Raw genomic sequence first — 21,452 nt, forward strand, 5'->3', positions numbered from 1 at the left:
CTCAGCGGTACCTGGCCAGCAGGCGATTCAGTTCGCCTTCGCTGACCAGGCCCTGGATGGCGGTGTTCAACGCCGCCAGGCCCACCGGGCTGCTCGGCGACAACGCGCACTGGGCCAGCACTTCCGACACGACCAGCGGCGGATGCAGGGGCAGCTTGAAGTGGCCGATACGCTGCTGGTACTCCAGCACGCGCCGGCCGGTCAGCGCATGGCGGATGCGGCCGAGTTCGAGTTTCTGCAGATTGGCCACCGCATCGGGTGCGTCGTCGCGCAGGAAGCCTGATCGCAGTGCGTCGGCCATCTCCGGATAGACATAGCCGCGCACCGTGCCGATGGGCTGCCCTGTCAACGCTGTCAACGAGGCCGGCGCCGGCACCGAGGCGGCACTGATGAGCAGGGCCTGGTCGGGCAGGAAGGGCCGGCTCCACGCGAAGGCGCCGGGCAGCCAGTCGCTCTGGTAATCGCACAACAAGTCGCCCTCGCCGCGTTGCAGGGCTTCGGCCAGGCGCTTGCGCGGCGTCGGGCGGGCCACCAGATCGCGGCCCAGGCGCCGCGCCAGGGCCTGGCCGATGTCCAGGTTCAGGCCTTCGATGACGCGGTCGCCCTCGATGCGGGCATGCGGCATCAGCGCGCTGGTCTCCACCAACATCACCAGCGGCCGGGCAGGTTCGGCACCGGCAAGCGGGCTCAGCAGCAGCGCGGCCATGCCGCCCACTCCCCTTCGCACCCAATATCGCCGCGTCCCGACCATGGGACTGCATCATGCCGTGCCCGCCAATCCAGGGCGAGCGCAGGGTGGCCAGCCGGCCAGCGGACCGTGACCGGCGCACGAAAACCTGCCGACCCGGCACGCCACGCCCAGGGTCGCATCGCTAGACTCGCCGGTCACCTGCCACACCCCCGATGAAGTCCCGCCTGTCGTTCGCCGCCCTCACCCTGGCCTGGGCCCTGGCGGTGCCGTTGGCCCATGCCCAGACGCAGGCCAGCACGGTCCGCCCCGGCGTGGCCCCGATTCCCCACGATGACCTGCTCTACCAGCAGCTCGGCGGCCAGGAAGCCATCCAGCGCTTCACCAACGATTTCTACGACACCCTGCTGCAGGACGCGCGCATCGCGCGCTTCTTCGACGGCATCAACATGAAGCACCTCAAGCGCGTGCTGGCAGACTACTTCTGCGTCGTTGCCGGCGGCCCCTGCGTCTACGACGGCGTGGGCATGAAGGACGCGCACGCCCATCTGGGCATTGGCAAAGGCGACTTCAACACCCTGGTCGAGCATCTGCAGCGCGCCATGGACAGGGCCAACGTGCCCTTCGGCGTGCAGAACCAGTTGCTGGCCCGCATGGCCCATTTCCACCGCGACATCATCACGAAATGAAGCTGCCAGGACCGGCATTCGCCCAGCCCGACTCACAAAGGGGTCAAGGAAACCGGGCCTGGCCTGGCGCTTCTGCATGAGCCTGCCCCCACACCACCGCAACGGCGGCTTCCAGAACAACCACGGCGACTTCGAGCCCAAGTCGCTGGCGGACGTGATCCGCTGGCGCTGGAACGCCTCCCGTCGCGGCCTGCCGCCGCGCCCGGCTGAGCCCATCCCGACGCAGCCGGCCGATCTCGGCTTCATCCGCGCCAACCACGGCGCTGCGCAGCAGCCGGCGGTGACCTGGATCGGCCACGCCACCGTGCTGACCCAGCTCGGCGGCCTGAACCTGCTGACCGACCCGATCTTCTCCGGGCGCGCCTCGCCGCTGCCCTTTGCCGGGCCGAAGCGCGAGCAGCCGCCAGGCGTGGCGCTGGCCGAGTTGCCCCACGTCGACGCCGTGCTCGTCTCGCACAACCACTATGACCACCTCGACCTGGCTTCGGTACGCAGCCTCGCGCGCCAGCCCGGCGGCAGCCCGCTCTTCGTCGTGCCACTGGGCCTCAGGGCCTGGTTCCAGGCACGCGGCATCGAGCACGTCGTGGAACTGGACTGGTGGCAGGCCGAGCGCCTCGCCGGCGTGGACATCGTGCTCGTCCCGGCCCAGCACTGGTCGGCGCGTGGCCTGAACGATCGCATGAAGACGCTGTGGGGCGGCTTCGCCGTGTTCGCACCGGACTGCCAGCTCTTCTTCGCCGGCGACACCGGCTATTCACGCGACTTCGCCGACATCCGCGAGCGCTTCGCCGAGCGCCAGCAGCCTCATCAAGGCGGCAGCTTCGACATCGCGCTGATCCCCATCGGCGCCTACGAGCCGCGCTGGTTCATGCAGAGCCAGCATGTCAATGTCGAGGAAGCGCTGAAGATCCACGCCGACCTCGGCGCCAAGCGCTCGCTGGGCGTGCACTGGGGCACCTTCGAGCTGACCGACGAGGCGCTGGACGAGCCGCCCCGCCAGCTCGAACGGCAGCGCGCGGCGCTTGGGCTGGCTGAGCAGGCCTTCTTCACGCTGGCCATCGGTGAGACACGGCGTCTGCCGCTTCGCCAAATCCGACAGCCGCCCGAGGAACTTGCCGACAGGCTGCCCCCATCCTCGCGGCTAGGCTAGCCGCGCCATGACTCTCCTTGCCCGTCTTCGTCGGCCTTTCCATGAGCTCGGCCCTGGGCTGATCACCGGCGCGGCGGACGACGACCCGAGCGGCATTGCCACCTACTCCCAGGCCGGCGCGCAGTTCGGCTACGGCATGTTGTGGAGCGTCGTCTTCACCCTGCCGCTGATGGCCGCGATCCAGATCGTCAGCGCCCGCATCGGCTATGTATCCGGCCGCGGCCTGGCGGCCAACATGAAGCGCACGTTCCCGCGCCCTGTGCTGCTGGCGCTGGTAGGCCTGCTGCTGGCAGCCAACACGCTGAACATCGCCGCCGACATCGCCGCCATGTCCAGCGCGCTGCACATGCTGGTGGGCGGCCCGGCGCTGATCTACGCGATCGCCTTCGGCGTGGTGAGCGTGCTGATGCAGGTCTTCCTCGCCTACCAGAGCTATGTGCGCTGGCTGAAGTGGCTGACGCTGGCACTGCTGGCCTATGTCGGCGTCGTCATCGTGCTGGGCCTGGACTGGGGCGAGGTGTTGCTGCACACGATACGGCCGGAGCTGAAATGGAACCGTGACACGGTGCTGATGCTGGTGGCGCTGTTCGGCACGACGATCAGCCCCTATCTGTTTTTCTGGCAGGCGGGCCAGGAGGTCGAGGACTGCGCAGGCCGCCCCTGCAAGCCAGCCGACGTGAAGCGCCATCTGCGCCGCATCAAGCTGGACACGCATGTCGGCATGGGTTTTTCCAACCTCATCGCCTTTTGCATCATGCTGTCCACGGCCGTGACGCTGCATGCCGCCGGCGTGCACGACATCCAGACTTCGGCCCAGGCCATCGAGGCGCTGCGGCCGATCGCGGGCGAGCATGCGGCGCTGCTGTTCAGCCTGGGCATCATCGGCACGGGCATGCTGGCCGTGCCGGTGCTGGCTGGCTCGGCGGCCTACGCGGTGGCCGAGGTGGCCGGCTGGCGCGACAGCCTGAGCCTCAAGCTCGAACGCGGCGAGGGACGCGGCTTCTACAGCGTCATCGCCGTCGCGACCCTGGGCGGCGTGGCCCTGTGCTTCGCGCCGCTGGACCCGGTCAAGGCGCTGTTCTGGTCGGCGGTGTTCAATGGCATCAGCGCTGTGCCCATCATGGCCGCGATGATGGTGCTGGCCACGCGTGAATCCGTCATGGGTGAGCATGTCATCGGCCCCAGGCTGCGCCGCATGGGCTGGGCTGCCACCGGCGTGATGGCGCTTACCGCACTGGCATTGGCGCTGGTCTGAGTTCTTCACGCGCGTGGCGCAGCACCACACGTGACGAGTGCAAGGCGAGGCCGGCCATGATGACGGCCACGAGCAAGTCAGGCCAGGCCTGGCCGGTCAGTGCCACGCCGCCGGCGGCGGCCACGACGGCCACATTGCCCAGCGCGTCGTTGCGGCTGCACAGCCAGACCGCGCGCATGTTGGCGTCGCCTTCGCGCCAGGCATAGAGCATCACGGCCACACCCACATTGGCCAGCAGGGCCAGCGTGCCGACGATACCCATGGTCGCGGCCTGCGGTGGCTCGCCCGCCCAGGCGGCCCAGGCCGCGCGGGCCAGCACACCAACGCCGAACACCGCCATCGCCCAACCCTTGACCCAGGCCAGCCGCGCCCGCCACAGCAGCCCGGCCGACAGCACGGCCAGCGACGCGCCATAGTTGGCTGCGTCGCCGATGAAATCCAGCGCATCGGCCCACAGCGACAGCGACCCGGCGCGCCAGCCGGTCGTGATCTCGACGACGGCCATGGCCGCATTGATCAGCAGTGCCGCCCACAGCACACGGCGGTAGGCCGGCGAATTGCCGGGGCTGGGTTCATCGTGATGGTGGTGGCAGGCGTGGCTCATGGCGGGGAAGACCTTGGCTGAAAACTGCCGCTATTGCAAACCCTGGAGCCACACCAGAGTCAAGCCGAGAATCGTCACATGCGTATCGGAGAACTCAGCCGCCTGACCGGAACAAAGGTCGACACCATCCGCCACTATGAGCGCGAGGGCCTGCTGGCGCCGCCACCGCGCACGGATGCTGGATACCGCGTCTATGGCCCGCCTGATGTCGAGCGCCTGCACTTCATCCGCCGCTGCCGCTCGCTGGACATGAACCTGGCTGAGGTGCGGGCGCTGCTGGCGCTGCAGGGCGACGGGCACGGTGGCGCCAACGGAGCAGGTGTGCATGCGCTGCTGGACGCGCACATCGACCACGTCAGCGCGCGCATCACGGCGCTGCAGGAACTGGAGAAGGAATTGCGCGCGCTGCGGGCACGCTGCCAGGGCGACGAGCCGGCCTGCGCCATCCTCGAAGGGCTGGCCGAGCCGGGCGCCGAGCTACCGCCCAAGAGCCACGTCGGCCACAGCCACTAGGGCATCAGCCGACCCGGCAGACCTTCAGCATGTTGGTGCCGCCGGGGTAGCCCATCGGCTCCCCGCAGGTGATGGCATAGGTGTCGCCGGGCATCAGCACACCGCGCTCGACGAGGATCTTTTCCGCGGCGGCCAGGGCCACGTCGCGGTCCTCGAACTTGGGCATCAACAGCGGCAGCACATTGCGGTAGAGCGCCATCTTGCGCTGGCTGACCGGTTGGGTCGTCAGGCCGAAGATGGGCACCTGAATGCGGTGGCGGCTCATCCACAGTGCCGTCGAGCCGGATTCGGTCAGGGCCAGGATGGCCTTGCAGCCCAGGTGGTAGGCGGTGAACAGCGCGCCCATGGCGATGGACTGGTCGATGCGGCCGAACTGGCGGCCGGCAAAGTCGGTGTCGAGACTGACAAACTCGGCACGCTCGGCTTCCAGCGCGATGTTGGCCATCTGCTCGACGGTCTCGATGGGGTATTTGCCGGCAGCCGTCTCGGCGGACAGCATGACGGCATCGGTGCCGTCCAGCACGGCGTTGGCCACGTCGCTGACCTCGGCACGCGTGGGTACCGGGTTGACGATCATGGACTCCATCATCTGCGTGGCCGTGATGGACACCTTGTCCAGCTCGCGGGCCATCTTGATCATGCGCTTTTGCAGCGCCGGCACGGCTGCGTTGCCCACTTCCACGGCCAGGTCACCACGCGCCACCATGATGCCGTCGCTGGCCTTCAGGATGGCCTCGAGGTGGGGGATGGCCTCGTAGCGCTCGATCTTGGCGATCATGGCCGGCTTGTGGCGATAAGCCTCGCCGGCCACGTTGGCGAGCTGGCGCGCCATTTCCATGTCGGTGGCGTTCTTGGGGAAGCTGACGGCCAGGTATTCGCACTGGAAGGACATCGCGGTCTTGATGTCGTCCATGTCCTTGGCTGTCAGTGCCGGCGCCGTCAGGCCGCCGCCCTGCTTGTTGATGCCCTTGTTGTTGGACAGCTCGCCGCCGAGCTTGACGATGGTGTGGACCTGCGCGCCGCGCACGGACTCGACGGTCAGCACCAGCAGGCCGTCGTTGAGCAGCAACGTGTCGCCGGGCTTCACGTCACGCGGCAGTTCCTTGTAGTCGAGGCTGGCGATGTCCTGGTTGCCCAGCTCGGTGCGGTCGGCGTCCAGGATGAAGGGCGCGCCGGGGATCAGCTCGATCTTGCCGCCCTCGAACTTGCCGACGCGGATCTTGGGGCCCTGCAGGTCGGCCATGATGGCCACCGACTTGCCGACACGTTGCGCGGCTTCCCGGACCATGGTCGCGCGGTCGATGTGGTCCTGCGCCTTGCCGTGGGAGAAGTTCAGCCGCACGACGTCGACGCCGGCGCGGATCATCTTCTCCAGGATCTCCGGCGTGTTGGAAGCAGGGCCGAGGGTGGCGACGATCTTGGTGGCGCGGGTCATGGCTGTCTCGATTCTTGGAAGGCGCGGAATTATGGTCCGCCAAGCCTCGCGCGAGTTTCGTCGTGTTTCAACCCAACACCTTCTCGAAGAAGGAGCTCAATGGATCAGGCGTGTAGCCGCCGAAGGGCCCGCGCTCCGAGTAGCCCAGACGCCGGTACAACGCCAGGGCCTCGGGCTGGTGGATACCGGTCTCCAGCCGCGCGATCCGCAGGCCGCGTTCGGTCAGCTCGGCCTCTAACTGCGCCATCAGCTGCCGGGCGACGCCACGGCCACGCTCGCTATCCAGCACGAAAAGACGCTTGATCTCTCCATAGCCGTCCGCGTCGAAGTGCTTGACGCCGCCGCAGCCGACGAGCTGCTCGCCACGCCACAGCCCGTAGAAGCTGCCCTGCGGTGGGCGCAGGCCATCGGCGGGCTCGAAGTGGTTGCTCTCGCTGGGATAGAGCGCGCCCATATAGGCCTCGGACAGCGCGATCAGACGCCGCGCATCGGGATGACCGGGGTCCAGCGGCGCAAGGCGGGCGGGCAGTTCGGAACTCATGGTGGTTGGATACCAGTTACAGGGAAGGCACCGTCATCGCGAGCAGATAGCGCGCTGATTCGGCCCCGGGGTTGGTGAAAACGCTGCGCCCAAGGCAGCGAAAGCTGATCGAGTCGCCAGCGCCCAGCTCGAAGACCTGCCCCTGCAGAGTCAGCCGCAGCCGGCCTTCCAGCAGGCACAGGTGGTGTTCCAGGCGCGCGACGGTGGGCTCGTCGTAGGCCAGCTCGGCGCCGGGCGCGAGACGGCCCTCGATGACCTCGGTCGCGAAGCCGGCCAGGGGCGGACAGCGCATCAGTCGCTCGAAGCCGCTCTGCACGTCGTGCCAGCGTGGCTGGTCGGCGGCGCGCAGCAGGCGCACGGGCAAGGCCTCGGCTTCGGCGAGCAGGCGGCTCAACGGCAGGCCGTAAGCGCGGGCCAGGCGCGACAGCAGCGTCGCCGTCGGGCTGGTCTCGGCGCGCTCCAGCCGGCTCAGCGTTGCGCGGCTGACGCCGCTTTTCAAAGCCAACTCGTCCAGCGACCAGCCGGCGGCCGTGCGCAGCGCAGCCAGCCGCTCGGCCAGTTGACGCTCGAACTGCCCCTCTTCGCTCAATTCAGAGAATTCTTCTCTCATATGAGAATATGCTAGCCGATATGAAGGACCGCCAGCTCGCTCCATTGATCGCCGCTATGGCCGTCGTGCTGACCTGGGGCGTCAATTTCCCACTGTCCAAGGCCTTGTTCAACCAGGTCGGCCCGACGGGTTTCCTGGGGCTGCGCTATCTGCTGATGCCCTTCTGCGCCGTGGCCCTGCTGTGCTGGCGTTTCGGCATGCGCTGGCCGCGACTGGACCGCGGCGAAGTCTGGCCGCTGGTGCGATTGACGCTGATCGGCCAAGGCCTGCACCTGTTGCTGTCGGCCTACGGCATGCAGGGCTCCACTGCCTTCAGCGCCAGCGTGCTGCTGGCCTGCGGGCCGGTGTTCACACTGCTGATCCTGCGCGCAACCGGCGTGGAGAAGCTCTCCGCGGGCCAGGTCGTCGGCGTGGCGATGGCGGCCACGGGCGCATTGGTTTTCACATCGGACAAGCTGCTCGCCGCCGACTGGCAGGCCGGCCTGGGCGACCTGACGCTGCTGGCCGCCGCCGCCCTCTTCAGCTACTACACGGTGGCGAGCAAGCCACTGATCCAGCACCACGGCGGTGTGACGGTGCTAGGTTATGGCAGCCTGGTGTGCACGCTGCCGATGCTGCTGTGGTGCTCGCCAGCACTGGTGTCCTTGGACTGGGCAACGCAGCCCACATGGGTATGGCCGGGCCTGGCCTGGCAGGTCATCGGCGGCGGCTTCCTGGGCTGGCTGGCCTGGGGCTGGGCCAACGAGAAGCGCGGCGTGGCCCGCACCGCGCCGTTGATCTACCTGATGCCGCTGGTGGCCGGCCTCATCGCGTGGCTGTGGGGCGGTGAGCAGTTCAGCGCGCCCAAGCTGCTCGGCGCCGGCGTCATCCTCGCCGGCGTGGCGCTGGCGCAGTTCAGCCCTGCGCTGAACGGGCCTCGCGGGCTTCCCGCACGTCCGCAACCGCCAGAGCCGTCATGTTGACGATGCGGCGCACCGTCGCGGAGGGCGTCAGGATGTGCACGGGGGCTGCCGCGCCCAGCAGGATGGGGCCGACCGTGACGCCGTGACTGGCGCTGATCTTCAGCACGTTGAAGAGGATGTTGGCCGCATCCAGCGTCGGCAGCACCAGCAGGTTGGCAGCGCCCTTGAGCTTGCTGTCGGGCAGAAAGGCCTGGCGCACGCTCTCGGAAAGGGCCGCGTCGCCATGCATTTCACCGTCGCATTCGACTTCAGGGTGGGCGGCCGAGAACAGCTCGTGGGCGCGGCGCATCTTGACGGCCGACGGCCGCGTGCTGGAGCCAAACATCGAATGGCTGACGAAAGCCAGCTTGGGCGGCAGGCCAAAGCGGCTCACCTCCTCGGCAGCCATCGCGGCGATGTCGGCCAGCTCCTCGGCGCTCGGGTCGTCGTTGACGAAGGTATCGGTGATGAAGAGCGTCATCTGCTCCAGGATCAGCGCGTTCATCGCGGCGAACTGGCGCACGCCCTCGCGAAGGCCGACGAGGTCGCGCACCTGCTCCAGGTGGCGGTCGAAGCGGCCGACCATGCCGCAAATCATCGCGTCGGCGTCGCCCAGCTCGATGGCCAGCGCACCGATGGCTGTGTTGGAGCGCCGCACGGCGGACTTGGCCATCTCGGGCGTGAAGCCGTTGCGCTTCATGCGGGCGTAGTAGGCCTCCCAGTACTGCCGGAAGCGCGGGTCGTCCTCGGGGTCGATGACGGCAACGTCTTCACCCAGCTTCAGCCGCAAGCCGGCGCGCTCGATGCGCGCCTTGAGCACCGCCGGTCGGCCGATCAGCGTCGGCTTGCACAGGCCCTCGTCCAGCGCCACCTGCACCGCGCGCAGCACGCGCTCGTCCTCACCCTCGGCGTAGATGACACGTGCGCACTCGGCCTTCGCGGTGGCAAACACCGGGCGCATGAACATGCCGGTCTGGTAGACAAAGCGCTCCAGCGACTGGCGGTAGGCGACGAGGTCTGCCACCGGCCGCGTGGCCACGCCGTCGGCCGCCGCAGCCGCAGCGACCGCGGGCGCGATGCGCAGGATCAGCCGCGCGTCAAACGGCTTGGGGATCAGATATTCCGGGCCAAAAGCCAGTTCCTGGCCGGCATAGGCCGCGGCCACTTCGTCACTTGTCTCGGCCTTGGCCAGCGCCGCGATCTCGCGCACGCAGGCGAGCTTCATGCCTTCGGTGATCTTGGTCGCGCCGCAGTCCAGCGCGCCGCGGAAGATGTAGGGGAAGCACAGGACGTTGTTGACCTGGTTGGGGTAGTCGCTGCGGCCCGTGGCCATGATGCAGTCCGGCCGCACGGCCTTGGCCAACTCGGGGCGGATCTCGGGCTCGGGGTTGGCCAGCGCCAGGATGATGGGCTGACTGGCCATGGTCTTGACCATGTCGGCCGTCAGCACCCCGGCGGCCGAGCAGCCGAGGAAGACGTCGGCGCCATCGACCACATCGGCCAGTGTGCGCGCCGCCGTGATCTGGCAATAGCGCTGCTTGGACTCGTCCAGCTTGCCGGCCTTCGCGTCTTCACGTTCGGACTGGATGACGCCGCGCGAGTCGCAGACGAAGACGTTGTCGCGCTTGACGCCCAGGCCCACCATGACGTCCAGGCAGGCGATGGCGGCGGCCCCCGCGCCCGACACGGCCACCTTGACCCTGGCGATTTCCTTGCCCACCAGCTCCAGGCCGTTGAGCAGCGCCGCCGACGAGATGATGGCCGTGCCGTGCTGGTCGTCGTGGAAGACGGGGATGTTCATGCGCTTGGACAGCTCGCGCTCGATGTAGAAGCACTCGGGCGCCTTGATGTCCTCAAGGTTGATGCCGCCCAGCGTCGGCTCCATCGCCGCGATGATGTCGATCAGCTTATCCGGGTCGCGCTCGGCGAGCTCGATGTCGAACACATCGATGCCGGCGAACTTCTTGAACAGGCAGCCCTTGCCTTCCATGACGGGCTTGGCGGCGAGCGGACCTATGTCGCCCAGGCCCAGCACGGCGGTGCCGTTGGTGATGACGCCCACCAGGTTGCCGCGCGACGTGAAGTCGGCCGCCAGCGACGGGTCGCGTTCGATGTCGAGGCAGGGATAGGCCACGCCTGGCGAGTAGGCCAGCGACAGGTCGCGTTGGTTGGACAGCGCCTTGGTCGGCGTGACCGAAATCTTGCCGCGCGTCGGGCTGCGGTGGTAGTCGAGGGCGGCGTCGCGCAGCGCGGCTTCGGCAGGCGACAAGGGTGCGTTGTTCTTTTCCATGAGGGCGGTTCTCCAGGGATAACCCCGTAGGTTACGCCGCGTTTCAGCCCCCGCCGATGCAGGTTTTTTGGCGATCTATGCCGAAGCCGATATCACCCGGTCGCGGCCTTCATGCTTGGCGCGGTACATGGCCTGGTCGGCCTCGCGCAACGCAGCCTCGACATCCGCCGCCGCCGCCGCCTGGGCGACGCCCCAACTCGCAGTGACCTTCAGCCCGGCCGACCATTCAACGCGCGCCAGCACCTGGCGCAGCCGCTCGGCCACGGCCACGGCCTCCTCGGCCGGCGTCTGCGGCATGACGATGACGAACTCCTCGCCGCCCCAGCGCGCCAGCAGGTCGTCACGCGGCAGGTTGGCGCGCAGCGTGCGGGCCAGCAGCACCAGCACCTGGTCGCCGACCTCGTGGCCATGCTCGTCGTTGACACGCTTGAAATGGTCGACGTCGACGAAGACGACCGACAGCGGGAAGCTCATGTCGCCCTGCACTTGCAGCAGCAGGTCCAGTGCACGGTTGAGGCCATCGCGGTTGGCCACACGGGTCAGCGGGTCGCGCAAGGCCATCTTCTCGAGCGCTCGCGAGCGTTTCATCGACAAGCGCAGGCGCCCGTGCACCGTCCAGCTTTCCCAGACCAGATAGCCCAGCAGGCTGAACATCCACAGGCCAACCAGGCCGAGGCGGAAGGTCTCGGGAGCGACCCAGTCACCGACGAGCTCGGCGCGGTCGACGCGGATCAGGTGCTGGCCCGGCGCCACCTGGCCGCTGGTGCTGAAACTGATGACGCGGATGCTGTCCATCTCCGGGCCCACCAGGGATACGGGCAGTTGATGTGTCTGGGCCCACCACGAGCTGACGGCGAACTGCGACAGCCGCACTTCCACCGGCTGGGGCTGGGCGCCGGGCGCGAAGGTGACCTCCTGGGGCTTGAGGCTTTCGGCGTCACCCGGCTTCGTATAGGCCGGGTTGGCATTGCGCAGGAAGACGCGCACCTGTGGCGCCTGATGGTCCAGCGATGGGCCCTCGGCATTCAGCCACAGGCGGATGTGGCTGAAGTTGCTCAGGTCCAGCGGCCGGCCCTTCATCTCGAACTGCAGCTCGCAGTAGGGCCACTCGTAGCCGGGGCGGATGTCGCAGCGCATGCCCACCGGGCCGCCGGCAGGCGCGTCCAGCCTGGCTTCACTCTTGCCGCCGCTGCTGCGGTCGTCGACGATTTCCAGATGCTGACCCGCGCCGCGCCCATCGAGCACGAGGTGGCGAGTCATCCAATACTCGTTGGCATAAAGGCCGAGCAGCGTCGTGACGACGAGCAGGGCGAGGAGCCAGCGCAAAACCATCCGGCAATTGTGTCGGCCGGTAACGCCGGGCGGTGGGGGCGGCCGACGCTGAACGTGAAATCATGACCGCCCCCAGCGGCGGACTTGTATCAGCCCGCTGCGCGCTCGGCCAGGATCTTGAAGGCCGGCAGCGTCTTGCCTTCCAGCACCTCCAGGAAGGCACCGCCGCCCGTGGAGATGTAGCCCACGTCCTTCTCGATGCCGTACTTGGCAATCGCAGCCAGCGTGTCGCCGCCACCGGCAATGCTGAAGGCGACGCTCTCGGCGATGGCGCGGGCGATGGCCTCCGTGCCATGGGCGAAGGCCGGGAACTCGAACACGCCGACCGGGCCGTTCCAGACGATGGTGCCGGCGGCCTTGAGCTTCTCGGCCAGCTTGGCGGCCGTCTTGGGGCCGATGTCGAGGATGAGGTCGTCGTCCTCCACGTCGGTGGCCGCCTTGACCGCCGCCGTGGCACCCGCGGAGAAGGTCTTGGCCGTCACGACGTCTTCGGGGATGGGCACGTCGGCGCCGCGCGCAGCCATCGCATCGATGACGGACTTGGCCTGATCGATCAGATCCGGCTCGGCCAGCGACTTGCCGATCTTCAGGCCTGCGGCCAGCATGAAGGTGTTGGCGATGCCGCCGCCGACGATGAGGCCGTCGACCTTGCTCGCCAGGGCTTGCAGGATGGTCAGCTTGGTCGACACCTTGGAGCCGGCAACGATAGCGACGAGCGGGCGGCGCGGGTTGGCCAGGGCCTTGGTGATGGCGTCGATCTCGGCTGCCAGCAGCGGGCCGGCGCAAGCGATCTTGGCGTACTTGGCGATGCCGTAGGTGGTGGCCTCGGCGCGGTGGGCCGTGCCGAAGGCGTCGTGCACGAAGATGTCGCACAAGGCGGCAAGCTTCCTGGACAGCTCCTCGCTGCACTTCTTCTCGCCCTTGTTGACGCGGCAGTTCTCCAGCAGCACCAGTTGGCCCGGCGCGACGGAGACGGCATCGACCCAGTCGCGCTGCAGCGGCACCGGGCGGCCCAGCAGCTCGGCCATGCGCTCGGCCACCGGCGCCAGCGAATCTTCAGGCTTGAACTCGCCTTCGGTCGGGCGGCCCAGGTGGGAGGTGACCATGACGGCGGCGCCAGCGTCCAGAGCCATCTTGATGGCCGGCAACGAGGCGCGGATGCGGGTGTCCTCGGTGATCTTGCCGGTGTCGTCCTGCGGCACGTTGAGGTCGGCGCGGATGAAGACGCGCTGGCCGGCCACCTTGCCGGCGGCGATCAGGTCGGAGAAGCGGATGACGTTCATGGTGGGCGGGGCAGTTGATGAGAAACCGAAACTGCCGCGATTCTCGCTGCCCGCCGTTCCGGCGCGGTTACCAGCCGAGGCCGAGCTTCAAAGGCAGCATGACCGCCATGCCGACGAGGATGGTGCCCAGGATGCCCTTGCGCCAAAAGTAGTAGGCCGTCGCGGCCACCGCCGCGGGCCAGCGCGCATCCTGCCAGGTCGTGATGAGCTGGCCCTGCGTCATGAAGATCTCGGGCGCGACGACCGCGACCAGGGCCGCCAGCGGTGCAACCTTGAGCAGTTCGCGCAGCCAGTCCGGAATGGGCAGGGGCTTCTCGCCAATCATGAAGAAACTGCGGGTCAGGACGGAAATGCCGGCCAGGCCGAACAGCGCCACCCAGGTCATCGCATCGCTCATGTCCGCCCCTCGGTCGTCGAGTACGCCGACCGATCCCCCGAGGGGATGCGCGCCGACTTGGGACGGCCCGGCGTTCGGCGCACGCTCATGCCCTGGCCTTTCGCGCGTCCAGCCACCAGCCTACGGCGCCCGCCGCAAAGATGGCGCACAGGATGTTGAGCTTGAGCGGCAACGCATAGGTGGCAATCGACACAGCGCCAGCCGTCACAGCCACCCACCACAGCACCTTCTCGGTCAGCAGCGAATAGGACAGTCCCAGCAGCGCCAGCACGCCGGCGAAGCCAATGCCCCAATGCGGCGGAATGCGGTCGGCCAGCAGGATGCCGGCGAAGGAGCAGGCCTGCCAGGTCGGCCAGTTGACGGCCACGCCACCCCAGAAATAGCGTTGCTGGCCCGGCACCGGCACGGGGTCCGGATAGCGCTTGACGAAGTAGACGAAGTTCAGGTCGGCCGCGACATAGCCGCTCAGCAGCCGGCGCGCCCTGGGCAGATGGCCCCAGTAGTTGCGCCATTGCGCGCTGAAGATGACAAAGCGCAGGTTGACGCAGAACGCCGTGGCCAGCAGCACCCACAGCGGCGCGCCGGAGGCGATCAGCGGCAGGGCCGTCAGCTGCGCGCTGCCGGCAAACACCAGCAGCGACATGCCCATAGCGAGCGGGATGCTGAGCCCGCTCTTGACCATGGTCACACCGGTCACCAGGCCCCAGGCCGCCAGGCCCAGGGAGGGCGAGGCCATGTCGCGCGCGCCGTGGCGGAAATCGGGGTCGGCCGCGAGCGCGCGCAACCTGGAAGTCAGACTCATGCCGCCATTGTCGGCGGCACTTCAATCACTGCCCGATGCGACGGACTTTGCCGCTGCCGGCGACGGAGGACGAAATCTCCGGCGAGCCCGCGTACTTCACGTCGCCGCTGCCAGCGATGGAGACATTCAGGCGCTTGGTCGCGTTGACCTGGGCGTCGCCGCTACCGGCGATGCTGACCTTGACGTCTTCCGCCACCAGGTCGGCCGCCTTCACGTCGCCGCTGCCGGCGATGGTCACCTGGGCGCTGGCACAGCGGCCGGCCGCGACGATGTCACCACTGCCGCTGACCTTCATCCCCAGGCGTTCGGCGTCCAGGCCCGCGAAGCGGATGTCGCCGGAGCCGGCGATTGAGGCGTCGACGCCGGCCGTCTTCATGGCCTCGACCTTGACGGTGCCGGAGCCGGCCACAGCGATCGAGCGCAGGGCCGGCATCTCGATGGTCAGGCTGGGGTTGGTCGAGCTGTGCACATTGACGCCCTTTTTGGGCGAGATCTCCAGCGTGCGGCCCTTGCTGCCGTCGACGACGCGGGTTTCGATCAGGGGCAGCAGGTTGCGGTCGGCCTTGACCTCGACCTTGTTGCCCGAACCCTGGCGAATGACGACGTTGAAGCCGCCGGTCAGCGCGACACCGTCGAAGGCGCCCGTGTCGCGGGCCTCGGTAGCGATGTCGCCATTGCCGTTGACGCGCTCGCTGTTGATGGTCCAGCTCCAGGCCTGGGCGGAGCCGCTGAACATGGCGGCGGCCACGAGACCGAGGGCAAAGAGACGGCGGGAGGTGTTCATGTCGGGCTCCATCGGGTTTTGATGGTTCCCATGGTGCCAAGCGGCGCCGGGACGGACCTGACCAACGCGACAGTGCGCAGGATGGAAGGGGCGAAATGCGTCTGGCGGTGCCGGATCAGTGGCCCTTGGCCTTGTCGCCGCCCTTTTCAGACGCCTTTTCAGCGGCTTTCTCGACCGGCTTGGCCTCTGGCTCGTCGGCCGACGGCTTGACCGAGCCCGGGCGCGGCACGACGGGCGCGACGCCCTCGAGCTTGTTCTCACGCATGTACTCGTCCATCTCGCGCCAGCCGGTGTAGACGGCGGCCTTCTGGGCCTTGGGGTTGAGGACGTAGCAGTCCTCGATGGCACGCATCGCATGCCGGCAGGCGCTGCCGATGGCCTTGCCCTCGGCTTCCTTGGCAGCGGCCACTTTGGCGGGGTCGTCGATGCCAAGCTGCTCGCAGGCCGACAGGGCTGCGAGCAGGGGCAGGGCAAGAAGAAGGCGCTTCATGGGCTCAGCTATCGGCCGGCGCGGCTGCAACTTGAGGTCACGGCGAGTCAGCGCCTGGCCATCGCGAGCAGGCGCGTGACGCGTTCCTCGGTCGACGGGTGGGTGGAGAACAGCCCTCGCAGGCCACCACCGGACAGCGGGTTCATGATCATCATCTGCGCCGTCTCCGGGTGAGCCTCGGCGGGTGCCATCGGAATGCCCTGAGCGTAGCGGTGGATCTTGTCCAGGGCCGAGGCCAGCGCGGCCGGGTCGCCGGAGAGCTCGGCGCCGCCGCGGTCGGCCTCGAACTCGCGGGCGCGGCTGATGGCCATCTGGATCACCGTGGCGGCCAGCGGTGCAAGCAACGCGATCGCAATGCTGGCGATGACATTGGTCTGCCGGCCGTTCTCGTCGCGGCCGCCGAACAGCCCGGCGAAGTTGGCCAGCATCGAGATCGCACCGGCCATCGTCGCGCTGACGGTGCTGATGAGGATGTCCCGGTGCGCCACATGGGCCAGTTCATGGGCCATGACACCACGCAACTCGCGCTCGGACAGCACGCGCAGGATGCCCGTCGTTGCCGCGACGGCGGCATGCTCCGGGTTGCGGCCGGTCGCGAAGGCGTTCGGTGCTTCCTCGTCGATCAAATAGACCTTGGGCATGGGCAGACCGGCCCGTTGCGCCAGTTCCTGAACCATCCGATAGAACTGCGGCGCGGTGCTCTCGTCCACCTGCCGGGCGTTGTACATGCGCAGGACCATGTCGGCCGAAAACCAGTAGGCGAAAAAATTCATGCCAACGGCCACCAGCAACGCGATCAGCATGCCGGCCTGGCCGCCGATCCAGGACCCGACGGCCATGAACAGCGCCGTGATGGCGGCCATCAGGACAGCGGTTTTCAGCAGATTGAACATGTCACCGGCCCGGAAGTCAGGAATACGTGGGAGATGGTGCCACGCACCCGGGGTTTCAAGCGTCGAAGCGTTCGCCGACGGCAATCGGCCGGGCCTGGAGGAAGGTCGAAGCCGGCCCGCGCTTGCCCCCGGCGCGTTGCAGTTCGGTCAGTTTCAAAGCGCCTTCACCACAAGCAACCTCCGGCCCGGCGGCGATGACTTCACCCGGCTTACCCCGGCCTTCAACGACCTCGGCCCGCCAAACCTTGAGCGCCTCGCCGGCCAGTGTCGCCTGGCCGCCGGGGAAGGGATCGAAGGCGCGCAGCCGGCGCTCGATCACGACAGCGGGCAGCGTCCAGTCGATGGCGCTCTCGGCCTTCTCGATCTTGTGCGCGTAGGTGACGCCCTCGCCGGGCTGGGGCGTCGGCGCCAGGCTGGGCGCCTGCAGAGCCTCGACAATCAGGCGACCGCCCAGTTCGGCCAACCGGTCATGCAGGGCCGCGGTCGTGTCGTCGGCGCGGATGGTCTCGCGGCCGATCAGCAGCATGTCGCCGGTATCCAGGCCCGCATCCATTTGCATGATGGTGATGCCGGTCTCGGCGTCGCCAGCCTCGATGGCACGGTGGATGGGCGCGGCACCGCGCCAGCGCGGCAACAGCGAGGCGTGGATGTTCAGGCAGCCGCGGCGCGGGGTGTCCAACACCCACTGCGGCAGGATGAGGCCATAGGCGGCGACGACCATCACGTCGGCATCTGCCGCCCGCAACGCCTCGCGCGCCGCAGCCGCGTCAGCGGCATATTTGCCGTCCAGTTTCAGGCCCTGCGGCTGGGCGACCGGGATGCCGGCCGCAACGGCGCGTTGCTTGACCGCCGAAGCCTGCAGCTTCATGCCCCGCCCGGCCGGGCGATCGGGCTGGGTCAGCACCAGCGGCACGGCAAAACCGGCAGCCAGCAACGCGTCCAGCGCAACGGCAGCGAATTCTGGCGTGCCAGCAAAGACGACGCGCATCACAACCTTTGGTTGCGCTTTTTGGCCTCGAGCTCTTCCTCGCGCGTCTTCTTGACCATCTTGGTCTTGATGCGGTCGCGCTTGAGCGGGCTCAGGTATTCGACGAAGACCTTGCCCAGCAGGTGATCCATCTCGTGCTGAACGCACACGGCCAGCAGGCCATCGGCCTCGAACTCGTAGACCTCGCCGTCGCGATTGGTGGCGCGCACGGTGACCTCGGCATGGCGCGGCACCTTGTCGTAGATCTGCGGCACCGACAGGCAACCTTCCTCGCCCTCGACCATGCGCTCGCTGAGACGAACCAGCTCGGGATTGATCAGCACACGCGGGGTGTCGCGATCCTGCGACGTGTCGATGACGATGACACGCTCATGCACATCGACTTGCGTCGCGGCCAGGCCGACACCGTCGGCGGCGTACATGGTTTCCAGCATGTCATCGACGAGCTGGCGGATGCGCTCGTCCACGGCGGCCACCGGTTTGGCAACGGTGTGCAGACGCGGGTCGGGGTAGCGAAGGATGTGCAGTTGGGCCATGGCGCCTTGTAAGCACTCGCAAACGAGCGCTAGCGGTTGTTGGTTGCCCCCGGTGATTGCGGGCAGAATCGCCTGGATTTTCGCCGATCCGGCAATCCCCTCGGAGACCGCGCCAGATGCCCGTTGCCCGCCCAGCCCACTTCGCAGTCCTTGCGACCTGCCTCGCCCTCGCGACGGCGACCTCAGCCTGGGCGCAAACCAGCAAGCTGCCCGTCACCGCCGAACAGCGACGCGTCGCCGATCAGGTCGCGTCCGCGGGCGTGCCCCTGGCCGAACTGGCGCCCAATGCGCCGGACAGCCACACGGTGCAGCCAGGCGACACGCTTTGGGACATCTCCAAGCTGTTCCTGAAAAGCCCCTGGCGCTGGCCCGAGCTCTGGGGCATGAACCGCGACCAGATTCGCAACCCCCACCTGATCTACCCGGGCCAGGTGCTGCTGCTGGTCAAGGTCGATGGCCGGGCCCGGCTGCAACTGGCACAGGGCGTCGGCGGCAATACGGCCGGCAATGGCGTGGTCAAGCTGCGGCCGCAGATGCGCATTTCGGCGCTGGATTCCAGCCCCATCCCAAGCATCCCGCTGCACCTGATCCAACCCTTCCTGACCGACGCTGTCGTCTTCGACACCGATGCGCTGGCCACGGCACCGCGCATCGTCGCCGCCCAGGAAGGGCATGTGCTGCTCGGCCCGGGCGAACTGGCCTATGCGCGTGGCGATTTCGGCAGCGGCACCGACTTCCGCGTCTTCCGCAACGCCCGCCCGCTGCGCGACCCAGCCACCAACGAGATCCTGGGCTACGAGGCCCCGTATGTCGGCACGGCTGAACTGACCCGTCTGGGCGAGGAGCGCACCGGCGCCGATGGCAAGGCCGAGATCGTGCCGGCCACGATGACCGTCCGGCAGATCAAGCAGGAGGTCGGCATCGGCGACCGTCTGGCGCCGGCACCGGCACGCAATCTCGAGCTGTATGTGCCGCACGCGCCCAGCCAGCCCATGGCGGGTCAAATCGCGGCCATCTACGGCGAGGCACTCAACGCAGGCCAGAACCAGATCGTCGCGCTCAACCGCGGCAAGCGTGATGGCATCGAGCGCGGCCATGTGTTCGCGCTGTGGCGCGACGGCGCCAGGGTCATGGACAAGACCCAGGAGAGGGCCGAGGCCATCAAGCTGCCCGACGAGCGCCACGGCATCCTGTTCGTCTTCGAGGTCTATGAGCGCGTGTCCTATGCGCTGATCATCTCGGTGAAAGAGCCGGTTCGACCGGGCGACCGCTTTACCCAGCCTTAGAGAATGGAGCCCCTAGCCCAAGGAGTACCTTGGTCGGTCTTGCAGACCGCGCTGCGGCGGGTGCCGCAGCCCTTCGGTAGGCACATCGCGCCCACTGGGCGCAATGTGTCCGGCCTCAGCCCCCGAGGGAACGGCGATGCTTGCCGGATTGACCGGCAAGCACATCGCCAAGGCGGGCCGGCTCGGGAGCGGCCCAGCGCTCGGCCCGGCGGTTCTTCGAACCGCTGATGCTGACACCCATCGAGCTTGTCGCCTGGCTGCGGCTCACCGAGAGCGTGGGCCCGGCAGCGGCGCGGCGGCTGCTGGCCATGGCCGGCAGCCCGCAGGCTGTCTTCGAACTCCCCGCCGTCGCCCTGGACCAGGCGCTGCCGGGCAAACAGCGCGAGGGCTTCAACAAGCCCCCTGACCATCTCGACGAATTGATCGACAAGGCCCAGGCATGGTTGGCCGAACCCGGCCATGACCTGCTCGTTCTCGGCGATGCCGACTACCCACCCCGCCTGCTGGCCACGGCCGACCCACCGCTGCTGCTGTGGCTGCAGGGCCGGCGCGAACTGCTGGGCGCGCCGTCCATCGCCATCGTCGGCAGCCGCAACCCGACCGCCCAGGGGGGCGACAACGCGCGCGCCTTCGCCCGGGCGCTGGCACGCGGTGGCTACACCATCGTCTCGGGCCTGGCCCTGGGCGTGGACGCCGCCGCGCATGAGGGCGCCCTGGACGCCGACGGCGCCACCATCGCCGTCGTCGGCACCGGGCTGGACCAGGTCTACCCGCGCCGCAACGAGAAGCTGGCGGCGCGGCTACTGGCCGGCGGCGGCCTCATCGTCAGCGAGTACTCACTGGGCACCCCGGTGCTGCCGGCCAACTTTCCGCGCCGCAACCGCATCATTGCCGGCCTGGCCCAGGGCTGCCTGGTCGTCGAGGCCGCCGTGCAGTCGGGCTCGCTGATCACGGCCCGGCAGGCCGTCGAGGCGGGCCGCGAGGTGTTCGCCATCCCCGGCTCCATCCATTCACCCCAGGCCCGCGGCTGCCATGCGCTGATCCGCCAGGGCGCCAAGCTGGTCGAGTCGGCCCAGGACGTGCTGGAGGAGCTGCCGCCGCTGGGCAAGCTGTGCGTGACGCCCGAGCCTGCCGAGACGCCTCACGAGCAGCAGGCGCTGCTGGACGCCATGGGCTTCGATCCGGTCAGCCTGGATGCCCTGATGGCCCGCTGCGGCTGGCCGGCGGCCGAGCTCAGCGCCGCCCTGCTGGAGTTGGAGCTCGACGGCCACATTGCCCGCCTGGCGGGCCAGCTCTTCCAGCGTCGACGGCAGGGATGAGGACAGGCTGGGCAGCAGAGACAGCGAGCTTAACCGCGGATATCAGAGCCTGATCCGAGGGGTTATTCGCGTCCGGAGTGCGCCAGACCCTGGGCTATCATCCCCTCACGATGTTCGATGTCCTGGTTTATCTCTACGAGACCTATTGGCGCCCGGACGCCTGCCCCGATCACGCGCAACTCGCGCGAAAACTGACGGCGGTGGGCTTCGAGAACGACGAAATCCAGGAGGCCCTCTCCTGGCTGGACGGTCTGGCCGCGTCCGGGGAGTCCTACCAGGGCGAGCAGAGCGAACACGCGATGCGCGTCTATTCGCCCGCGGAGATGGAGCACCTGGGCGAGGAGTCGATCAGCTTCGTCAGCTTCCTCGAGTCGGCCGGCGTGCTGCCCGGCCCGATGCGCGAGATGGTCATCGACCGCGCCATGGCCATCTCCGGGAACCCGATGGACCTGGAAGACCTGAAGATCATCGTGCTGATGGTGTTCTGGAGCCTGGGCGAAGAGCCCGATGCGCTGATCCTGGACGAGCTGTTCGTTGCCCCCGAGGATCGGTTGATCCACTGAACCCGCTGATGCACCAAGAACAAAGGACGCCGCGGCGTCCTTTTTCAATTCCTGAATCAGTTG

23 protein-coding genes are annotated in these 21,452 nt (G+C 68.1%); 8 read left to right on the top strand and 15 right to left on the bottom strand.

The genetic code is table 11. The features are described 5' to 3' along the window. Position 1 precedes the first annotated feature (1 nt). On the bottom strand, positions 2-706 hold the full coding sequence (locus ASC91_RS27520) for an ABC transporter substrate-binding protein (protein ID WP_056205176.1): 705 nt from the start codon (positions 704-706) through the stop codon (positions 2-4). 197 nt (positions 707-903) lie between these two features. On the opposite strand from ASC91_RS27520, the gene ASC91_RS27525 reads away from it, so the two are divergent. The 3 genes from ASC91_RS27525 to ASC91_RS27535 all read left to right on the top strand — a co-directional run bounded on the left by ASC91_RS27525 (position 904) and on the right by ASC91_RS27535 (position 3,782). Continuing rightward, positions 904-1,377 carry a group 1 truncated hemoglobin gene (locus ASC91_RS27525; RefSeq protein WP_056205179.1) on the top strand — a complete coding sequence of 158 codons (474 nt, stop codon included), beginning with the start codon at positions 904-906 and terminating at the stop codon, positions 1,375-1,377. Positions 1,378-1,453: 76 nt separating this feature from the next. Then, positions 1,454-2,527: an MBL fold metallo-hydrolase gene (locus ASC91_RS27530; protein WP_056205181.1), complete on the top strand. Its 1,074-nt coding sequence runs from the start codon at positions 1,454-1,456 to the stop codon at positions 2,525-2,527. 7 nt (positions 2,528-2,534) lie between these two features. Beyond that, the gene (locus tag ASC91_RS27535; RefSeq protein ID WP_056205184.1) at positions 2,535-3,782 is read left to right on the top strand and encodes an NRAMP family divalent metal transporter; all 1,248 of its coding nucleotides are present in this window, start codon (positions 2,535-2,537) and stop codon (positions 3,780-3,782) included. Here the strand turns inward: ASC91_RS27535 and ASC91_RS27540 are convergent. Continuing rightward, the gene (locus ASC91_RS27540; RefSeq protein WP_056205186.1) at positions 3,754-4,386 is read right to left on the bottom strand and encodes a cation transporter; all 633 of its coding nucleotides are present in this window, start codon (positions 4,384-4,386) and stop codon (positions 3,754-3,756) included. The two genes, ASC91_RS27535 and ASC91_RS27540, sit on opposite strands and share 29 nt — an antisense overlap. Before the next feature lie 78 nt (positions 4,387-4,464). On the opposite strand from ASC91_RS27540, the gene ASC91_RS27545 reads away from it, so the two are divergent. Next, on the top strand, positions 4,465-4,899 hold the full coding sequence (locus ASC91_RS27545; protein WP_056205189.1) for a Cd(II)/Pb(II)-responsive transcriptional regulator: 435 nt from the start codon (positions 4,465-4,467) through the stop codon (positions 4,897-4,899). Positions 4,900-4,903: 4 nt separating this feature from the next. Here the strand turns inward: ASC91_RS27545 and pyk are convergent, their stop codons facing one another. From pyk to ASC91_RS27560, 3 genes are all read right to left on the bottom strand, one after another. After that, complete coding sequence (gene pyk / locus ASC91_RS27550) at positions 4,904-6,334, bottom strand: pyruvate kinase (protein WP_056205191.1); 1,431 nt, start codon at positions 6,332-6,334, stop codon at positions 4,904-4,906. Between the two features lie 67 nt (positions 6,335-6,401). Continuing rightward, a complete protein-coding gene (locus tag ASC91_RS27555) occupies positions 6,402-6,875 on the bottom strand; it encodes a GNAT family N-acetyltransferase (RefSeq protein WP_056205195.1) in 474 nt (157 codons plus the stop codon). Between the two features lie 16 nt (positions 6,876-6,891). Beyond that, on the bottom strand, positions 6,892-7,485 hold the full coding sequence (locus ASC91_RS27560) for a helix-turn-helix domain-containing protein (RefSeq protein WP_056205199.1): 594 nt from the start codon (positions 7,483-7,485) through the stop codon (positions 6,892-6,894). Between the two features lie 20 nt (positions 7,486-7,505). Here ASC91_RS27560 and ASC91_RS27565 point away from each other — a divergent pair, with 20 nt between their 5' ends. Beyond that, complete coding sequence (locus tag ASC91_RS27565; protein ID WP_082533067.1) at positions 7,506-8,447, top strand: DMT family transporter; 942 nt, start codon at positions 7,506-7,508, stop codon at positions 8,445-8,447. On the opposite strand, the gene ASC91_RS27570 is transcribed toward ASC91_RS27565, so the two are convergent. From ASC91_RS27570 to def, 10 genes are all read right to left on the bottom strand, one after another. Continuing rightward, on the bottom strand, positions 8,380-10,716 hold the full coding sequence (locus ASC91_RS27570; protein ID WP_056205203.1) for an NADP-dependent malic enzyme: 2,337 nt from the start codon (positions 10,714-10,716) through the stop codon (positions 8,380-8,382). The two genes, ASC91_RS27565 and ASC91_RS27570, sit on opposite strands and share 68 nt — an antisense overlap. Before the next feature lie 75 nt (positions 10,717-10,791). After that, positions 10,792-12,042 (bottom strand): GGDEF domain-containing protein, encoded by a 1,251-nt coding sequence (locus tag ASC91_RS27575; RefSeq protein WP_162247879.1) that lies wholly within the window; start codon positions 12,040-12,042, stop codon positions 10,792-10,794. Positions 12,043-12,137: 95 nt separating this feature from the next. Beyond that, on the bottom strand, positions 12,138-13,331 hold the full coding sequence (locus ASC91_RS27580) for a phosphoglycerate kinase (protein WP_056205208.1): 1,194 nt from the start codon (positions 13,329-13,331) through the stop codon (positions 12,138-12,140). 67 nt (positions 13,332-13,398) lie between these two features. Then, a complete protein-coding gene (locus ASC91_RS27585; RefSeq protein WP_056205211.1) occupies positions 13,399-13,728 on the bottom strand; it encodes an AzlD domain-containing protein in 330 nt (109 codons plus the stop codon). An 85-nt stretch (positions 13,729-13,813) separates the two neighbouring features. After that, on the bottom strand, positions 13,814-14,530 hold the full coding sequence (locus tag ASC91_RS27590) for an AzlC family ABC transporter permease (RefSeq protein WP_056205212.1): 717 nt from the start codon (positions 14,528-14,530) through the stop codon (positions 13,814-13,816). 25 nt (positions 14,531-14,555) lie between these two features. Further along, on the bottom strand, positions 14,556-15,314 hold the full coding sequence (locus ASC91_RS27595; RefSeq protein ID WP_162247880.1) for a head GIN domain-containing protein: 759 nt from the start codon (positions 15,312-15,314) through the stop codon (positions 14,556-14,558). A gap of 115 nt (positions 15,315-15,429) precedes the next feature. Then, the gene (locus ASC91_RS27600) at positions 15,430-15,804 is read right to left on the bottom strand and encodes a hypothetical protein (RefSeq protein ID WP_056205217.1); all 375 of its coding nucleotides are present in this window, start codon (positions 15,802-15,804) and stop codon (positions 15,430-15,432) included. A 47-nt stretch (positions 15,805-15,851) separates the two neighbouring features. Further along, complete coding sequence (gene htpX, locus ASC91_RS27605; RefSeq protein ID WP_056205220.1) at positions 15,852-16,697, bottom strand: zinc metalloprotease HtpX; 846 nt, start codon at positions 16,695-16,697, stop codon at positions 15,852-15,854. A gap of 55 nt (positions 16,698-16,752) precedes the next feature. Next, positions 16,753-17,685, bottom strand: a complete 933-nt coding sequence (gene fmt, locus ASC91_RS27610; RefSeq protein WP_056205222.1) for a methionyl-tRNA formyltransferase — start codon at positions 17,683-17,685, stop codon at positions 16,753-16,755. After that, entirely contained in the window at positions 17,685-18,221 is a 537-nt protein-coding gene (gene def / locus ASC91_RS27615; protein ID WP_056205224.1) for a peptide deformylase, read from the bottom strand. The genes fmt and def overlap by 1 nt, the downstream gene beginning before the upstream one ends. A 116-nt stretch (positions 18,222-18,337) precedes the next feature. On the opposite strand from def, the gene ASC91_RS27620 reads away from it, so the two are divergent. The 3 genes from ASC91_RS27620 to ASC91_RS27630 all read left to right on the top strand — a co-directional run bounded on the left by ASC91_RS27620 (position 18,338) and on the right by ASC91_RS27630 (position 21,389). Continuing rightward, positions 18,338-19,507, top strand: coding sequence for a LysM peptidoglycan-binding domain-containing protein (locus ASC91_RS27620; RefSeq protein ID WP_056205226.1), 1,170 nt, complete (start codon positions 18,338-18,340; stop codon positions 19,505-19,507). A 227-nt stretch (positions 19,508-19,734) separates the two neighbouring features. Beyond that, a complete protein-coding gene (dprA, locus tag ASC91_RS27625) occupies positions 19,735-20,826 on the top strand; it encodes a DNA-processing protein DprA (protein WP_056205228.1) in 1,092 nt (363 codons plus the stop codon). A 110-nt stretch (positions 20,827-20,936) separates the two neighbouring features. Beyond that, entirely contained in the window at positions 20,937-21,389 is a 453-nt protein-coding gene (locus ASC91_RS27630) for a DUF494 family protein (protein ID WP_056205310.1), read from the top strand. The last annotated feature ends 63 nt before the right edge of the window (positions 21,390-21,452 follow it).

Source organism: Pelomonas sp. Root1237, from assembly GCF_001425055.1.
Classification (GTDB): Bacteria; Pseudomonadota; Gammaproteobacteria; order Burkholderiales; family Burkholderiaceae_C; genus Pelomonas.

Bases quoted from the DNA above. Each gene is read 5' to 3' on its own strand.
- pyk (WP_056205191.1), bottom strand. From the start codon at position 6,334: ATGACCCGCGCCACCAAGATCGTCGCCACCCTCGGCCCTGCTTCCAAC.
- ASC91_RS27545 (WP_056205189.1), top strand. From the start codon at position 4,465: ATGCGTATCGGAGAACTCAGCCGCCTGACCGGAACAAAGGTCGACACC.
- ASC91_RS27525 (WP_056205179.1), top strand. From the start codon at position 904: ATGAAGTCCCGCCTGTCGTTCGCCGCCCTCACCCTGGCCTGGGCCCTG.
- ASC91_RS27595 (WP_162247880.1), bottom strand. From the start codon at position 15,314: ATGAACACCTCCCGCCGTCTCTTTGCCCTCGGTCTCGTGGCCGCCGCC.
- ASC91_RS27560 (WP_056205199.1), bottom strand. From the start codon at position 7,485: ATGAGAGAAGAATTCTCTGAATTGAGCGAAGAGGGGCAGTTCGAGCGT.
- def (WP_056205224.1), bottom strand. From the start codon at position 18,221: ATGGCCCAACTGCACATCCTTCGCTACCCCGACCCGCGTCTGCACACC.
- ASC91_RS27580 (WP_056205208.1), bottom strand. From the start codon at position 13,331: ATGAACGTCATCCGCTTCTCCGACCTGATCGCCGCCGGCAAGGTGGCC.
- ASC91_RS27585 (WP_056205211.1), bottom strand. From the start codon at position 13,728: ATGAGCGATGCGATGACCTGGGTGGCGCTGTTCGGCCTGGCCGGCATT.
- ASC91_RS27600 (WP_056205217.1), bottom strand. From the start codon at position 15,804: ATGAAGCGCCTTCTTCTTGCCCTGCCCCTGCTCGCAGCCCTGTCGGCC.
- htpX (WP_056205220.1), bottom strand. From the start codon at position 16,697: ATGTTCAATCTGCTGAAAACCGCTGTCCTGATGGCCGCCATCACGGCG.
- ASC91_RS27555 (WP_056205195.1), bottom strand. From the start codon at position 6,875: ATGAGTTCCGAACTGCCCGCCCGCCTTGCGCCGCTGGACCCCGGTCAT.
- ASC91_RS27570 (WP_056205203.1), bottom strand. From the start codon at position 10,716: ATGGAAAAGAACAACGCACCCTTGTCGCCTGCCGAAGCCGCGCTGCGC.
- dprA (WP_056205228.1), top strand. From the start codon at position 19,735: ATGCTGACACCCATCGAGCTTGTCGCCTGGCTGCGGCTCACCGAGAGC.
- ASC91_RS27540 (WP_056205186.1), bottom strand. From the start codon at position 4,386: ATGAGCCACGCCTGCCACCACCATCACGATGAACCCAGCCCCGGCAAT.
- ASC91_RS27620 (WP_056205226.1), top strand. From the start codon at position 18,338: ATGCCCGTTGCCCGCCCAGCCCACTTCGCAGTCCTTGCGACCTGCCTC.
- ASC91_RS27520 (WP_056205176.1), bottom strand. From the start codon at position 706: ATGGCCGCGCTGCTGCTGAGCCCGCTTGCCGGTGCCGAACCTGCCCGG.
- ASC91_RS27530 (WP_056205181.1), top strand. From the start codon at position 1,454: ATGAGCCTGCCCCCACACCACCGCAACGGCGGCTTCCAGAACAACCAC.
- fmt (WP_056205222.1), bottom strand. From the start codon at position 17,685: ATGCGCGTCGTCTTTGCTGGCACGCCAGAATTCGCTGCCGTTGCGCTG.
- ASC91_RS27535 (WP_056205184.1), top strand. From the start codon at position 2,535: ATGACTCTCCTTGCCCGTCTTCGTCGGCCTTTCCATGAGCTCGGCCCT.
- ASC91_RS27590 (WP_056205212.1), bottom strand. From the start codon at position 14,530: ATGAGTCTGACTTCCAGGTTGCGCGCGCTCGCGGCCGACCCCGATTTC.
- ASC91_RS27630 (WP_056205310.1), top strand. From the start codon at position 20,937: ATGTTCGATGTCCTGGTTTATCTCTACGAGACCTATTGGCGCCCGGAC.
- ASC91_RS27565 (WP_082533067.1), top strand. From the start codon at position 7,506: ATGAAGGACCGCCAGCTCGCTCCATTGATCGCCGCTATGGCCGTCGTG.